Source organism: Algoriphagus halophilus (assembly GCF_041729275.1).
Classification (GTDB): Bacteria; Bacteroidota; Bacteroidia; order Cytophagales; family Cyclobacteriaceae; genus Algoriphagus; species Algoriphagus halophilus_A.
The window spans coordinates 2456855-2471910 of record NZ_CP146486.1 but is presented as its reverse complement, the minus strand read 5'-3'; the positions used below and the strand labels follow the sequence as shown (position 1 = coordinate 2471910).

The window sequence follows — 15056 nt, the reverse complement described above, 5'->3', positions numbered from 1 at the left end:
AGAAGAAGATTCAGGGTCCTTTGGTAGAGATAATCCGCTCAAAGAGAATTTCTACCAGTTGATTGGGATGCGAGAATACATTGGTTTCAACATGATAACCAGGAGTATTTTCTTGCTCTATTTGGTAAATAAGGTACATTACAGTGTGAGAAACATGTACCACAAATGGTACTACTGCATCAACTGCAACATTTAAAAAAGTTTGGTGTTGATCCTGATCTGATGGATTCTCCTGTTGCTGTTCTTCGTAAATAGCTTGGGTCGTCTCAGGAAGGTATTCTACGCTCGAGATAAATAAACACAATAGCAAAGCCAGCATCATCGTGATGCGCTGTTGAAAAATCTTGCTATTTGGATTATTACCTTTCATGCGGCGCAAATATAGGTATTATTTGAAAATCACACGAATTCGTGGAACTTTTTCACGATGACTACTTTCCAGACCTGGCTCTAAGGTATATTCTTATGACTTCCAGAGCTTTATCAAAATTATGATTGTTTGGAACAATCAAATCAGCTTCGTTTTTAAAGGGCTTGATATACTTCTCATAGGTAGGCATCACATGCATTTCATACCGATATAATACATCGTCTAAGTCATAGCCTCGTTCTACTTTATCACGGATAATCCTGCGTTTAAGTTTTATATGATCTTTCGCGTCAATAAAAATTTTGAGATCAAGTAACTCTGCAAGCTCTGGATAATATAGTACAAAGATTCCCTCCACCACCACCACAGGTGCAGCACGGAAAGTAAGGATTTTTGGTGTTTTTGAGGCATTATTGAAGGTGTATTCTTCCCGCTGAACAGATTCTCCGGCTTGAATTTTTCGAATATCAGATGCGTATTCCTCAAAATCAATGCTATGTGGAGTGTCAAAATTATGAATTCCTTGAGCATCGATGGGCTGTTGATGCCGTGGTTTGTAATAATTGTCCTGTGAAATCAAACATACTTCGTCAGGTTCAAATGAGCTAAGTAGCTTTTCTAAAAAAAGAGTTTTGCCAGAGGCAGAACCTCCGGTTATCCCGACGATTAATGGTTTTTTCATGGGGCAAAGTTAAAATTTTTCAGACCTTTCTCAGGATTTTGTTTGGTTCAAAAAGTTGATAAGTCCCTTCACGGCCTTTCCTCGGTGACTGATTGCATTTTTTCTTCCATATTCAATTCGGCAAATGTCTTTGAAAATCCATTAGGTTTAAAAATAGGGTCATAACCAAAACCACCTGAGCCGATTCTTACTTTTAGTATTTCCCCTTCTGCTATTCCTTCAAATTTATATTTTTCATCTCCGATGAGGAGTGCGATGACAGTTTTAAAACGAGCTGTTCTGTTGCTAGATTCCCCTAAGTTTTTCAACAACAAATCGATGTTTCGCTCATCACTTCTCGGCTCCCCTGCATACCTTCCAGAATATACTCCTGGCTCTCCCTCTAGAGCATCCACTTCCAGTCCAGTATCATCTGCGAAGCAATCGACCCTATAATGGTCCTTGACATATTGGGCTTTCTGAAATGCGTTATGCTCTAAGGTGTCTCCAGTTTCTGGAAGTTCTTCATAGCAACCAATTTCTTGAAGAGATAAAATTTCTACATCGTTTCCTAAGGCAGCTTTGACCTCTTCAATTTTCTTTTGGTTGTTGGTAGCAAAACAGATTTTCATAGCTTAAAATTAACATATCCTTGTGAAATTTGTGTTAAGAATCCTGTGGATTGGCTCGGGGATCGGATTAATAGATACGGTTTTATCTACTTTGAACCTGAAAGTCGTAATTTCGAATTCAACTTTTTATTGGAAGACTATGAAAAAGATCACCGTTTATTGCGGTTCTCGAAAAGGGGAAGGCCCGTACTATGAAGCTGGAGTCAGGTCACTGGCTTTAGAAATGATCAAAAGAGATCATTCATTGGTATATGGAGCAGGGAGAGTAGGATTGATGGGGGTGATTGCAGATGAAATGCTGCAAGCAGGTAAAGAAGTGATTGGAATTATCCCTCAGAAGCTGGTAGATCGAGAAGTGGCTCATCGAGGTTGTACTGATTTGGTCATTGTAGAAACTATGCGAGATAGAAAATGGCTAATGGCCGAGAAAGGAGATGGGTTTATCGCACTTCCAGGAGGAATAGGGACACTAGAAGAATTGTTTGAAATCATGACCTTGAACCAGCTACATTACATTCAAAAGCCATTGGCACTTTATAATGTGAATGGATATTATGATAAGTTGTTGGATTTTTTAAAACATGCCATGGAAGAAGGATTCCTATATCCTGAGCAGGAAGAATTGTTGATTGTATCTGATGATCCTGTAGAAATTTTAGATAAAATGAGTGCTTACAAAGCCAAAGGGCAGGGGGATTGGTAGATGGTGTAGAGAAAAGAGAATGGAAAATAGAGAATGGGAGAGTAACCTAAATGGAAGATTAAGCCCCATTTTGGACACTAAATATTTATCAAGTGATTTGGCTCAACGAATAAATTAGTATTTTCGATTAAAAATATTTTTAATATGACTCGAGCAGATACTTTTGAGGATCTTAGATGTTGGCAATTAGCTTACAAATTGAAAGGAGAAATAAAAACTAAGGTCATTCCTTGCTTACCAGATTCTGAAAATTGAACTTCGCTCTCAACTTTTAAGAGCTTCTAGGTCTACTACAGCTAACATAGCAGAAGGTTGGGGACGATTTCATTTTTGGAGTCCAACAAGTTTTACTATTATTCAAGAGGATCTTTATCAGAATTATTGGATCATTTGATTGAGATAAAAGATAATGGCTTTATTGAAGAGGAAGTCTATTCGGAAATAAGAAGTTTAATTTTAGAATCAATAAAGGTTTTGAATGGCTTTATATACTATTTAAAAAAGGAAAACCTAAAAAATAAATCATCTTAATCTTTCAATCTCTAATACCTTAAGCTCATACAATTTACTCTCCTTGTCTTACTAATGTCTTTATATTGGAATCCACAATCTTGTATTTTCCCAAATGCTTAATCTCTTTTTCTCCCAATCTCTAATCTTTTTTCTTATCTCCATAAACTTCCAATATTCCTTTTGAAAATTTAAAACCATACTAAAAATAATATTTCTTATTTTTGCGGGTCAACAGTATTAAAATGATTCAAAAGCTTTTTCCATTAGACAAAAACTACATCCTACGCCAAGCTCAATCAGAGTTGGAGGAGGATTTAATCGATCGAATGGTATTTGAATTAAAGAGATCCTATACGCTTTTGTATAATCCTTTAAGATTGATGGATCAGACCTATGCACAAATCTTGGATACTTTTGAATTTCCAAGAGATCGAGTAAAGTTAATCTATAGACAACTTTGCGGAATCTATCGGTTTAAGCATGGTGATAATCAATTGGAGATGTTGTTTGACGGTAGAACTCACCTGGATAAATTCAAAGAAGATTGGTCTGCTGCATTAGTTGGATATGTGCAAGAGATGGGTATTTATGAGCAATATGTCAAAACGATGCTCCGAATGACTTTACTTTTTGATACCGAGTCCAGAGCAGAGTGGGCTGAAAACCATTGCAAAGGATTTATAAATCAATATTTTGAGCTCAAGGTGGTGAAAAGACACGGTGAACTGAAACTAAAAATCGGATAAAAAAAGGAAGTAAAATATTTTACTTCCTTTTTTTCTATTTTCTGATCACTGACTATTGACCATTGCTTTTTATCATGCTCCCCACTCGGTGTGGAAAATCCCATCTCTATCAATTCTTTCATAAGTATGAGAACCAAAATGGTCTCTTTGTGCCTGAATTAAATTTAGAGGAAGTTTGCTGGATGTGTAGGCATCAAAATAGCTAAGCGCACTAGATAGACCAGGTACAGGAATTCCTGATTTGGCTGCAAAGGCTACCATGTCTCTCACTGCAGGTAAAGTCTCTTGGACTTTGGGAACAAAAGAAGGGGAAAGTAAAAGGTTAGGAACTTCTTTGTCAGCAATATATGCTTCAGCAATATCGGCTAATAAACCTGCTCGAATAATGCAACCTGCTCTCCAGATTCTGGCAATTGTAGCCATATCCAACTCATAACCATAATCTTTTGATGCATAGGAAAGCTGATGTAATCCTTGTGCATAGGCGATGATGAAAGCAAAATACAGTGATTGTTCTGCCTTTTCAATTAATTCCTCTTTTGAAATTGAAGGTTTTTCAGGGCGATTGTAGAGATTGTCTGCCAGAATTCTTTCATCTTTCAAGGCTGAAATTTCACGCATGCTTACCGCCATGTCAATGGTTGGAACAGGGATTCCTAAATCCATCGCATTTTGAGAAGTCCACTTACCCGTTCCTTTTTGTTTGGCTTTATCCAGGATCATATCCACCAAATCGCCATCCGTAAGATCATCTTTTTGGGTAAAGATTTCAGCTGTAATTTCCACCAAGAAGGATTGAAGCCTACCCTCATTCCATTTGGAGTAAACCTGATGAAGTTCTTCATTTGACAATCCACTGGACTTCTTCAACAAATCATAAATTTCAGATGTCAATTGCATCATGGCATATTCAATCCCGTTATGCACCATTTTCACATAGTTTCCGGCAGATTTAGGGCCCAAATAAGCGACACAAGGCTCTCCTTTGTATTTAGCTGAAACTGCTTCAAAAATTGGTTTTACATGCTGGTAGGCTTCTTTATCCCCTCCAGGCATAATGCTTGGGCCTTTTCTTGCACCTTCAGCACCTCCAGAAACTCCAGAACCAAAAAGTGAATTCCTCTTTCCTTCAAATAGGCTTCTCTTCTGTCAGTATCAGTAAAAAAAGAGTTTCCTCCATCGATAATGATATCGTCTTTATCTAAATAAGGAAGGAGACTTTCAATGGCTTGATCTACGATTTTACCGGCAGGTACTAGCAGCATGATTTTTCTTGGGCTGCTTAATGCCTGTACAAATGTTTTGATATCCGTAGAAGCACTTACTTTTGAAAGATCTCCACCTTCTTTCTTAAGTGCTTCCACTTTCTCCTCATCTAGGTCATATCCAAATGCCTTGAAATTATTATCCGCAACATTCAAAATAAAATTCCGACCCATTACTCCTAGACCAACCAGGCCAAAATCGTAGTCTTTATAATCCATTTTTTAGTTCTATTGTACTTAAAATTATCAAGGCATTCATTTTTAGATCTTATGTTAATTAAAATAAATAAGCCTTAATTTTGCGACTGCAGAGCAAAATTAAATTAAAGTGGCAATTGTTCACTTTTTTATCTTAATCAATTAACCCTGTTTCTCAAATTTGGCCTATTCAACTATAAAAAATGAAGCATGAACCTTCTGAAGTGAATTAATTTTGGTGAATTATCCCTAAAGAGGAACCTGTTTGCTAAAAAATACATTGGGAGATTCAAGGCATTTAATTGGATTGAAGAGCTGAAAATACAGACCTACACATGAAAAAAACATTAAACCAGATGCTCATTATTTTTGGGGCATCAGGAGATTTAACAGCTCGAAAGCTAGTACCAGCTTTATTCAACTTATACAAAGGCAAGCACCTACCTGAAAACTTTGTGGTGTTGGGAGCAAGTAGAAGTGATATGAGTGACGAAGTGTTTCGGAAGAAAGTAGTTCAGGAAAGCAAATTTTTAAAAGAGAAAATCAGCAAAGAGGAGGCTTCCTATATAGAAGAGTTTGCTGATAAGCTTTTTTACCAAGATTTGGGTAAGGAATACGATACAGATTATTCGATGCTTGCGAATAGGATTGCCCACTTGAATGAGGAGAAAGGATGTGAAGGAAACTATATTTTTTATCTGTCTACCCCTCCAAGTTTGTATGAAGTCATTGCCAAGAATCTTTGTGAGGCTGGATTGACAAAAGAGGATAATGGATGGAAGAGAATTATTGTAGAAAAGCCTTTTGGATACAGTTTAGAGACTGCCAAAGAATTAAATGAAGGCTTGCATAAGTATTTTAACGAGCAACAGGTTTACCGAATCGATCATTACTTAGGGAAAGAGACAGTTCAAAACTTGTTGGTAACTCGTTTTTCCAATTCAATTTTCGAACCTACTTGGAATAGAAGGTATATTCATCACGTAGAGATTACCAATGCAGAAACAGTAGGTGTGGAGAAAAGAGGAGGATATTATGATAAGTCTGGAGCGCTGAGAGATATGTTCCAGAGTCATTTGCTTCAAATTTTGTCTCTGATCGTCATGGAGCCTCCCATCAATGCAAGCGCTGAAGAGATTCGTGATGAAAAAGTGAAAGCATTAAAATCACTTCGAATCATGACAGATGAGAAGGTATTGTCTACTCATACCATGAAAGGCCAATATGTAGCCTCCACTATCAATGGTGAAAAAGTAAAAGGCTATAGGGAAGAGGAAGGAGTTGATCCGGAATCGAAAACAGAAACTTTTGCTGCGATCAAATTCTTTGTGGACAATTGGAGATGGAAGGACGTCCCTTTTTACGTGCGTACCGCCAAATACATGCCTACTAAAGTAACTGAAGTAGTCATCCATTTTAAATCTCCTGCACATGAGGTATTTAAAAGTCATGATGCCTATCAAAAAGACAACAAGTTGATCATCCGAATTCAACCTGATGAGGGCATTTTGATCAAATTTGGAGTGAAGGTCCCAGGGCTTGGTTTCAATGTGGAGCAAGCTAATTTAGACTTTTATTATTCTGACTTGGATTCTGCGCAGGTGATGGATGCGTACGAGCGACTATTGTTAGATGCTATGCAAGGAGATGCTACCTTGTACGCCAGAGCGGATGAAGTGGAGGCAGCATGGAGATTTGTGGACCCTATTTTGAAGTATTGGGAAAATGAGGATGTTCCAACATATGGGTATGCGGCAGGTACTTGGGGACCAAGAAATTCTGACGAAATGTTTGAAGGGCATTTTGGTTGGAGAAATCCGGGTAAGCGCTTAACTGACGAAACTGGCTTCTGCATTCTTTAATGCCTACCATTCCAATCCTTTATCAATAATAAATTAAAATCGATGAATATTACTGTTTCAAGTTCAAAAGATAGCCTCGCAGAAGAATTTGCCTATGTTTTGAAGGAAATGTCAGATACAGGTGAGAAAATCCATGTAGCTCTTTCTGGAGGAAGTACTCCTAAAGTCATTTTTGATTACATCGCTGATGAGCTAGGAGATGACATCTTGTGGGATAACATCAATTTTTATTGGGGCGATGAACGATGCGTTCCTCCTACAGATTCGGAAAGCAACTATAAAATGACGGTAGACCACTTATTATCAAAAGTGGATATGCCTGAGGAGAATATCTTTCGTGTTTTAGGGGAAAATGATCCGGAAGAAGAGGCTATTCGGTACAGCAAGATATTAGAGAATGAATTGCCAATCGTCAATGGAATCCCTCAATTTGATTTGGTCATGTTGGGAATGGGAGATGATGGACATACTGTTTCTATATTCCCTTACAATATTGAATTATGGGATGCAAAAGAAACTTGTGTAGTGGCGGTTCATCCTGATTCGGGACAAAAGCGAGTGACCATCACCGGAAAGGTGGTTAACAATGCCAAGGCGGTAGCTTTTATTAGTTGAACTGGACCCAATAAAGCCGAAAAAGTAAAGAGATTGTGATGCTAGAAGGTGATTATGAAAAGTATCCTGCCTCCTTGGTAAAACCTACTTCCGAGGACTTGATTTGGTATTTAGATAAAGAAGCTGCCAAAGAATTGGATTTTTGATCAATTAGAAAAAATATGTAAAAGCCCTCTGAAATTACTTTAGAGGGTTTTTTATTGAATTTAAGAATAAACCTGTATTCAGGTTTTTTTTGATTAAATGGTTGTAATCCTGAGTTTAATCGACCACTATTTTTTGATTTAACCCTATTATTAAATCCCATCAAATAGTCCACCCATTCCTTGGGTAGGTTTGATGTTGAGGTGTTTATAGGCCATTTCAGTAGCCATTCTACCTCTTGAAGTTCTTTTTAAATATCCTTCTTGGATCAGGAAGGGTTCATATACCTCCTCGATAGTTTCAGCTTCTTCCCCACAGGCTGTGGCGATGGTACTTAGTCCTACTGGTCCACCCTTGAATTTATCGATGATGGTCATCAGGATTCGATTATCCATTTCATCCAAGCCATTCATATCCACATCCAATGCATCCAACGCAATTTTGGAAATTTCTAAGGTAATGGTTCCATTTCCTTTCACTTCGGCAAAATCACGGGTTCTTCTTAAGAGCATATTTGCAATTCGAGGGGTGCCTCGGCTTCTTCTAGCTATTTCATAGGCTGCTATTTCATCTATTGGAGTTTGCAAAATACCTGCAGATCTACTGACTATATCTGTTAGTAATTTCGCATCATAGTATTCCAAGTCTAGAATAATACCAAAACGAGCCCTGAGTGGAGAGGTCAGCAGTCCTGATCGTGTAGTAGCTCCGATCAAAGTGAACGGGCTGAGAGAAATTTGTACCGATCTAGCATTAGGGCCAGAGTCTAACATGATATCGATCCTGAAATCCTCCATAGCTGAATACAAATATTCTTCTACAATGGGGTTTAGTCTATGAATCTCATCTATGAATAGTACATCGCCTTCCTCTAGATTAGTCAATAAACCAGCTAAATCAGAGGGCTTATCCAACACAGGGCCGGAAGTAATTTTAATTCCAGTCTGAAGTTCATTGGCAATGATATGACTCAGGGTAGTCTTGCCTAATCCTGGAGGACCATGAAGTAAGACATGATCCAATGGTTCGTTTCGGCGTTTTGCGGCCAAAACGAAAACCCGCAAGTTTTCAACGATTTTGAACTGTCCAGTGAAATCTTCAAAGCTTAGCGGACGTAATGCTTTTTCATATTCCTTGTCTTTAGAACTTAGATGTTCGTCGTCACCTGTCAGATAATCTTCTCTCATAATTTTAGCGTACTCCTACAAAGATAGAAAAATACCTGTCTTGAAGAGAGGCTTTTTGAAAGGCTTCTGAATCCATTAAACTGAAAAATATCTCTTAACTTCGCAACGAAATTAAGAATGCTATGCGTCCCAATACTCGAAAAAATATCATCTATTCACTGGTGCTGTTGGCAATGGTGATCCTTGTTTATATTTGGAGAAATCAAAACCCTTCTAGCACAATTGAAAGGGAAGAAGTAGTGGTGAACGGAAAGATTACGCTTTCTGGTAAAACCATGGGGACTACCTATAACATCACTTACTTGGATAAAGAGGGAAGAGATTTTCAAACATCTATAGATTCAATCTTAGTGGTTTTCAACCAAAGTTTGTCTACTTATATCCCAGAATCAGAATTAAGTAGATTTAATATAGGAGATACACTGGAATTTGAGCTTCCCTATTTATTGCCAGTTCTTCAAGCAAGTAAAGAAATTAACCAAAAAACCGATGGAGCTTTTGATCCAACAGTGGGGCCATTGGTTAATATTTGGGGGTTTGGTCCAAGTGGTCCTGAGTTAAAGGACAGTGTTGATATTCAAAACTTACTCAATTTAGTGGGTTTTGAAAAAGTAGACTTTGATTCCAAAGAAGTCAGAAAAAAGCTGCATGATATTTATCTGGACTTTAGTTCGATTGCGAAAGGATATGGAGTAGATGTAGTAGCTGATCTCTTAAGGGAAAAAGGGATTAACAATTATCTAGTCGAAATTGGAGGTGAGCTGGTAGCCCGAGGAGTGAATGAAAGTGGAGAATTATGGAAGGTAGGTGTAAATAGACCAGAGGAATCTGCAAATGCTTCTGATCTGTTTAGCATCATTGCCTTGCAAGACAAAGCCATGGCTACCTCTGGTAATTATAGAAATTTTTATGTGAGAGATTCTGTCAAAATTTCTCATACCATTAATCCAGAAACTGGTTACCCTGTTGAGCACAATTTGTTAAGCGCCACTGTACTCGCAGAAGATTGCATGACCGCTGATGCCTATGCTACTGCATTGATGGTGATGGGGACAGAAAAAGCAATTGCATTAGATGAAGAGCTAGAAGAAATCCAAGTTTTCCTGATTTATAGTGATACCAATGGCGAATATCAAACCTATGCAAGTCCGGAAATCAAGCCCTATTTATCCTTCGTTCAAAATTAAAACTTGCAAGGCTATATTGAAGACTCCTACTATTTAAATGCAACATTATTGAATTTTATTACCTTTGCCGCAGTTATACCTCCAACTTTCCATGAAGGAAAGGTCAAACTAGGTTATGGTTTTAAATTTTCTTCTTCTTTTTTTGACCGCATTGCTTGCTGGTTCTTTGGTTTTTATCGCTCCGAATTTCAGGGATAAATACTTTAAGCTGGTATTGGTTTTTGCTGGCTCCTATCTATTTTCCATCACTATTTTACATATTCTTCCAGAGCTATTCCATAGCGGATATGAGGGAGGAAAAATGGGACTATATATTTTGATTGGATTTCTCCTTCAGCAATTGTTGGAGTTTTTGTCCAGCGGAATCGAGCATGGCCATATTCATCACCATCATGGGGAAACCAAGGCAGGGATTTTAACGGTGATGTTAGGATTATTTGTGCATGCATTTTTAGAAGGAACTCTACTTTCACATGGGAGCTTAATAGGGGCAGATTCTGAGGCTTTCGGGCATGTACATAATAGTAAAACTGTTTTAGCAGGAGTAATTCTACATAAAGGTCCAGCCGCTTTTGCCTTGGCAGCAGTGTTGTCCACCTCCATGAGTAAAAAGTGGACTTTGATCTTATTGACTTTGTTTGCGCTTGCTTCCCCAATGGGTATGTTTTCCAGCGCGTATTTATTTCAAAGTGGTTTGTTGGAAAGAGAAGGAGTAGGTATGCTTTTCGGACTAGTAGCGGGAGGGTTTTTACATATCTCCACGACCATATTCTTTGAAAGTAGCCCACATCATAAATTTAATTGGAATAAGCTATTGGTTAGTTTTTTGGCAGCTGGGTTGGCAATTCTATCAGAATATATGTTTTAGGATACTGATTTTTTAAGTCCGGTTTGGTTCCATAAAATGATTGGAGTTTTATCTATCAATCAGAATATTATGAGGAATGGAGAGTTCTAAACCTTAATTTTTCATTAATTAATGACGAATGGGTTGCATTTCGTAAGAATCTACACTTACTTTTAAATTTGATTCCAAATAATAAACCCGCACGATTATGTCCAAGGATTCTGGCAAAATGAAAGCCTACTGGCAAAAGAACCTCAAAACCTTATTTTTTATTGCTCATCTGGTTTTTAGTCTCTTTTGGCTTTGGGATTCTTTGGGTAGAAGAATTGAATTCGATTCGTTTGGGAGGCTATAAATTAGGGTTTTGGTTTGCTCAACAGGGATCCATTTATGCATTTGTTGTATTGATTTTCGTCTACGTTTATCGCATGAATAAGCTAGATAAGGAATTTGACGTCAACGAAGAGTAAATCAATCATCAAAACCCTTTTATTAAATGGATATATTAACCTGGACATATATACTTGTTGGACTTTCATTCTCATTATACATTGGGATAGCGATTTGGTCCAGAGCAGGTTCGACTAAAGAATTTTATGTAGCGGGGGTGGAGTTTCTCCCTTGGCCAATGGGATGGCCACAGCAGCAGATTGGATGTCCGCTGCTTCATTTATTTCCATGGCAGGAATTATTTCTTTTGCAGGGTATGATGGCTCCGTTTATCTGATGGGATGGACTGGTGGCTATGTATTACTGGCTTTGCTGTTAGCACCCTACTTGAGGAAATTTGGAAAATTTACTGTTCCTGATTTTGTAGGGGATCGCTACTATTCGAATACAGCCAAAGTAGTGGCTGTCATATGTGCGCTTTTCATTTCATTTACCTATGTAGCTGGTCAGATGCGAGGAGTAGGAATCGTGTTTTCAAGGTATTTGGAAGTCCCTATTGAGTGGGGAGTGGTTATTGGGATGTGCATCGTGTTTTTCTATGCGGTATTAGGGGGAATGAAAGGAATTACTTACACACAAGTGGCTCAATACTGTGTATTAATATTTGCCTATATGGTTCCTGCGATATTCGTTTCCATGCAATTGACTGGTAACCCCGTACCTCAGTTGGGTTTAGGAGGGGAGTTAGCGGATGGAACGCCACTTTTGGATAAATTGGATGGTGTGTTAGGAGAACTTGGCTTTGCAGAATATACGGCAGGTAGGAAAGGGATGATGGATGTTTTTATGATCACTTTGGCCTTAATGGTAGGTACTGCAGGATTGCCTCATGTCATCGTCCGATTCTTTACAGTACCTAAAGTAAAAGATGCCAGGCTTTCGGCAGGTTATGCATTGGTTTTCATTGCCATTTTATATACGACAGCACCAGCAATTGCAGCCTTTGGAATCTATAATGCAATTAATAGTACTTCAGGGAAAGAGATTTCCAGTCTCCCGGTTTGGGTGTCAAATTGGCAAAAAACGAATTTGATTGCAGTGGATGATAAAAATGGAGATGGGAAAATCCAATATGTAGCAGATCCAACTACCAATGAATTAACGATTGATCGGGATATTATGGTGCTGGCTAGTCCAGAGATTGCTGAACTTCCTAACTGGGTAGTTGGCTTGGTAGCTGCAGGGGCGATGGCAGCGGCCTTGTCCACTGCGGCTGGATTACTATTGGTGATTTCCACTTCTGTAAGCCGTGATCTTTTTAAGACCTTTAAACCGGAAATATCAGAAAAGAAAGAGTTGAGGATAGCAAGATTGGCTGCCGCAGGCGCCGTGCTTCTAGCTGGATATTTTGGTGTGAATCCTCCAGGATTTGTAGCACAAGTGGTGGCTTTTGCATTTGGATTGGCTGCCGCTTCTTTCTTCCCAGTGATTATCATGGGGATTTTTTCTTCAAGAATTAATAAAGAGGGAGCAATTGCAGGAATGGTTTCTGGTTTAGTATTTACGCTGGCCTACATCATTTACTTTAAATTTATTTCACCAGAATTAAACACAGCAGACCATTGGTGGTTTGGGGTTTCTCCAGAAGGAATAGGATCTATCGGAATGCTCATCAACTTTTTGGTTTGTATCGTAGTATCTCAATTTACTCCAGCACCACCCCAATCTGTACAAGATATGATCCAGGAAATAAGAATTCCTAGAGGCGCAGGCAAGGCTGTTGATCATTAATCGTAACTTAGAAGAATCAATTAATAATGATTTTGATAACCCAATAATATCATGAGTGATAGAATACATACCCTAAGCGGATATTTACACGAGTACCAAAAAGTGCCACCCAACCAGAAGAATTCTGGGCAAGGATTGCAGATTCATTTTATTGGAGGAAGAGGTGGGACAGAGTGTTGAAATGGAATTTTGACGAACCTAATGTTCAATGGTTTGTCAATGGAAAGTTGAATATTACAGAAAATATTTTTGAGCGGTATTTATTTACTATTGGTGATAGACCAGCGATTATTTGGGAGCCAAGTGACCCGAATGAGGAAGGTAGAACGCTTACCTATAAAGAGTTATATCAGGAAGTTTGCCGTTTTGCAAATGCCTTAAAAAGCAAAGGGATTGGCAAAGGCGATAAAGTGATTATTTATATGCCTATGGTGCCAGAGGCAGCCATAGCAATGCTAGCTTGTGCCAGAATCGGGGCGATCCACTCAGTAGTTTTTGCAGGATTTTCAAGTACTGCTTTGGCAGATCGCGTAAACGATTGTGAAGCAAAAGCTATTTTAACTTCCGATGGGAACTTCAGAGGAAGTAAGAAAATAGCTGTGAAGGCAATAGTAGATGAAGCTTTGGAGAAAAGTTCGGTAGAAAGCGTCATTGTATATCAACGCACCAAGCAAGAGGTGACGTTGAAAGATGGAAGAGACTTCTGGTGGCATGATGTAATCGCAGCCGAATCAACGGAGTGTGTGGCCGAGGAAATGGACAGTGAGGATATGTTGTTTATTCTCTACACTTCTGGGTCTACAGGAAAGCCAAAAGGGGTGGTGCATACTACTGGAGGTTACATGGTGTATACCAAATATTCCTTTGAGAATGTATTCCAATATTCCTCTGGAGATATCTATTGGTGTACTGCGGATGTAGGATGGATTACTGGTCACTCTTATATTGTTTACGGACCTTTATTAGCTGGGGCCACAACCTTGATGTTTGAAGGAGTTCCTACCTACCCAGATGCTGGGAGGTTCTGGGCGATCGTAGAAAAATATAAAGTAAATCAATTTTATACGGCTCCTACAGCCATTAGAGCTTTACAGGCTTATGGGACAGATTTGATTCAAGGATATGATTTAAGCTCCTTGAAAGTTTTAGGTTCTGTAGGTGAACCTATCAATGAAGAAGCTTGGCATTGGTACCATACTCATATTGGGCAAAATAGATGTCCTATTGTAGATACATGGTGGCAAACCGAAACAGGAGGAATTATGGTTTCTCCAATAGCGGGTATTACACCTACCAAACCTGCATATGCAACATTGCCTTTGCCTGGAGTACAGCTTTGTATAGTGGATCCCGAGGGAAACGAATTAAAGGGAATTCTGTCCGAAGGTAACCTTTGTATCAAATTTCCTTGGCCATCAATGATTAGGACGACCTATGGGGATCATGATCGATGCAAGCAAACCTATTTCTCAACCTATAAAGGCATGTATTTTACAGGAGATGGAGTAAAGAGAGATCATGATGGGTACTATAGAATCCTGGGACGTGTAGATGATGTGATCAATGTCTCTGGCCATAGAATGGGAACTGCCGAAGTAGAAAATGCGATAAACGAACATCCAAAAGTAATCGAGTCTGCTGTCGTGGGTTATCCTCACGATGTCAAAGGGCAGGGGATTTATGCGTATGTCATCTGTGACATGACAAATCGTACGGAGGATAACTTGGTGAATGAAATCAAAGAAATGGTATCCAAAATCATAGGACCGATTGCCAAGCCAGATAAAATCCAAATAGTCCCTGGTTTACCTAAAACAAGATCAGGTAAAATCATGAGAAGGATCTTAAGAAAGGTGGCAGAAAATAGTCTGGACAATATGGGAGATACCAGTACGCTTCTTGATCCGGAGGTAGTTACTAAGATTATCGAAGGAAGGAAATAAAA

Annotated in this window: 11 protein-coding genes and 5 pseudogenes; 11 read left to right on the top strand and 5 right to left on the bottom strand. The window is 38.7% G+C overall.

Features of this window, described 5'->3' with window-relative positions:
* Positions 1-10 precede the first annotated feature (10 nt).
* From V8V91_RS13280 to V8V91_RS13270, 3 genes and pseudogenes are all read right to left on the bottom strand, one after another.
* Positions 11-370, bottom strand: coding sequence for a hypothetical protein (locus V8V91_RS13280; protein WP_373400513.1), 360 nt, complete (start codon positions 368-370; stop codon positions 11-13).
* A gap of 61 nt (positions 371-431) precedes the next feature.
* A complete protein-coding gene (gene udk / locus V8V91_RS13275; protein WP_373400512.1) occupies positions 432-1052 on the bottom strand; it encodes a uridine kinase in 621 nt (206 codons plus the stop codon).
* A gap of 30 nt (positions 1053-1082) precedes the next feature.
* Positions 1083-1663, bottom strand: a pseudogene (locus tag V8V91_RS13270) (non-canonical purine NTP diphosphatase).
* 139 nt (positions 1664-1802) lie between these two features.
* On the opposite strand from V8V91_RS13270, the gene V8V91_RS13265 reads away from it, so the two are divergent.
* The 4 genes from V8V91_RS13265 (at position 1803) to V8V91_RS13250 (ending at position 3625) form a co-directional block, all read left to right on the top strand.
* Positions 1803-2366: a TIGR00730 family Rossman fold protein gene (locus tag V8V91_RS13265; protein WP_373400510.1), complete on the top strand. Its 564-nt coding sequence runs from the start codon at positions 1803-1805 to the stop codon at positions 2364-2366.
* Between the two features lie 241 nt (positions 2367-2607).
* Positions 2608-2760 carry a four helix bundle protein gene (locus V8V91_RS13260; protein ID WP_373400685.1) on the top strand — a complete coding sequence of 51 codons (153 nt, stop codon included), beginning with the start codon at positions 2608-2610 and terminating at the stop codon, positions 2758-2760.
* A complete protein-coding gene (locus V8V91_RS13255; RefSeq protein ID WP_373400684.1) occupies positions 2697-2897 on the top strand; it encodes a four helix bundle protein in 201 nt (66 codons plus the stop codon). The genes V8V91_RS13260 and V8V91_RS13255 overlap by 64 nt, the downstream gene beginning before the upstream one ends.
* Before the next feature lie 224 nt (positions 2898-3121).
* Positions 3122-3625 carry a hypothetical protein gene (locus V8V91_RS13250; protein ID WP_373400509.1) on the top strand — a complete coding sequence of 168 codons (504 nt, stop codon included), beginning with the start codon at positions 3122-3124 and terminating at the stop codon, positions 3623-3625.
* A 72-nt stretch (positions 3626-3697) separates the two neighbouring features.
* Here the strand turns inward: V8V91_RS13250 and gndA are convergent.
* A pseudogene (gene gndA, locus V8V91_RS13245) lies at positions 3698-5064 on the bottom strand (NADP-dependent phosphogluconate dehydrogenase).
* A gap of 359 nt (positions 5065-5423) precedes the next feature.
* Here gndA and zwf point away from each other — a divergent pair.
* Together zwf and pgl are read left to right on the top strand one after the other, a co-directional pair.
* A complete protein-coding gene (gene zwf / locus V8V91_RS13240) occupies positions 5424-6950 on the top strand; it encodes a glucose-6-phosphate dehydrogenase (protein ID WP_373400508.1) in 1527 nt (508 codons plus the stop codon).
* Positions 6951-6992: 42 nt separating this feature from the next.
* Positions 6993-7565 (top strand): 6-phosphogluconolactonase, encoded by a 573-nt coding sequence (gene pgl, locus V8V91_RS13235; RefSeq protein ID WP_373400507.1) that lies wholly within the window; start codon positions 6993-6995, stop codon positions 7563-7565.
* A gap of 296 nt (positions 7566-7861) precedes the next feature.
* On the opposite strand, the gene ruvB is transcribed toward pgl, so the two are convergent.
* Positions 7862-8896 (bottom strand): Holliday junction branch migration DNA helicase RuvB, encoded by a 1035-nt coding sequence (gene ruvB / locus V8V91_RS13230; RefSeq protein ID WP_373400505.1) that lies wholly within the window; start codon positions 8894-8896, stop codon positions 7862-7864.
* Between the two features lie 122 nt (positions 8897-9018).
* Here ruvB and V8V91_RS13225 point away from each other — a divergent pair, with 122 nt between their 5' ends.
* From V8V91_RS13225 to acs, 5 genes and pseudogenes are all read left to right on the top strand, one after another.
* Positions 9019-10083: an FAD:protein FMN transferase gene (locus V8V91_RS13225; RefSeq protein ID WP_373400504.1), complete on the top strand. Its 1065-nt coding sequence runs from the start codon at positions 9019-9021 to the stop codon at positions 10081-10083.
* 115 nt (positions 10084-10198) lie between these two features.
* Positions 10199-10951, top strand: coding sequence for a zinc permease (locus tag V8V91_RS13220; protein ID WP_373400503.1), 753 nt, complete (start codon positions 10199-10201; stop codon positions 10949-10951).
* A gap of 187 nt (positions 10952-11138) precedes the next feature.
* Positions 11139-11400: pseudogene (locus V8V91_RS13215) on the top strand (DUF4212 domain-containing protein).
* A gap of 26 nt (positions 11401-11426) precedes the next feature.
* A pseudogene (locus V8V91_RS13210) lies at positions 11427-13111 on the top strand (sodium:solute symporter family protein).
* Positions 13112-13162: 51 nt separating this feature from the next.
* Positions 13163-15054 (top strand): annotated as a pseudogene (gene acs / locus V8V91_RS13205) (acetate--CoA ligase).
* Positions 15055-15056: the final 2 nt, after the last annotated feature.

What these genes read in the sequence shown, in the direction of transcription:
- V8V91_RS13280 (WP_373400513.1), bottom strand. Translation starts at nt 370, where the DNA reads ATGAAAGGTAATAATCCAAATAGCAAGATTTTTCAACAGCGCATCACG.
- udk (WP_373400512.1), bottom strand. Translation starts at nt 1,052, where the DNA reads ATGAAAAAACCATTAATCGTCGGGATAACCGGAGGTTCTGCCTCTGGC.
- V8V91_RS13265 (WP_373400510.1), top strand. Translation starts at nt 1,803, where the DNA reads ATGAAAAAGATCACCGTTTATTGCGGTTCTCGAAAAGGGGAAGGCCCG.
- V8V91_RS13250 (WP_373400509.1), top strand. Translation starts at nt 3,122, where the DNA reads ATGATTCAAAAGCTTTTTCCATTAGACAAAAACTACATCCTACGCCAA.
- zwf (WP_373400508.1), top strand. Translation starts at nt 5,424, where the DNA reads ATGAAAAAAACATTAAACCAGATGCTCATTATTTTTGGGGCATCAGGA.
- pgl (WP_373400507.1), top strand. Translation starts at nt 6,993, where the DNA reads ATGAATATTACTGTTTCAAGTTCAAAAGATAGCCTCGCAGAAGAATTT.
- ruvB (WP_373400505.1), bottom strand. Translation starts at nt 8,896, where the DNA reads ATGAGAGAAGATTATCTGACAGGTGACGACGAACATCTAAGTTCTAAA.
- V8V91_RS13225 (WP_373400504.1), top strand. Translation starts at nt 9,019, where the DNA reads ATGCGTCCCAATACTCGAAAAAATATCATCTATTCACTGGTGCTGTTG.
- V8V91_RS13220 (WP_373400503.1), top strand. Translation starts at nt 10,199, where the DNA reads ATGGTTTTAAATTTTCTTCTTCTTTTTTTGACCGCATTGCTTGCTGGT.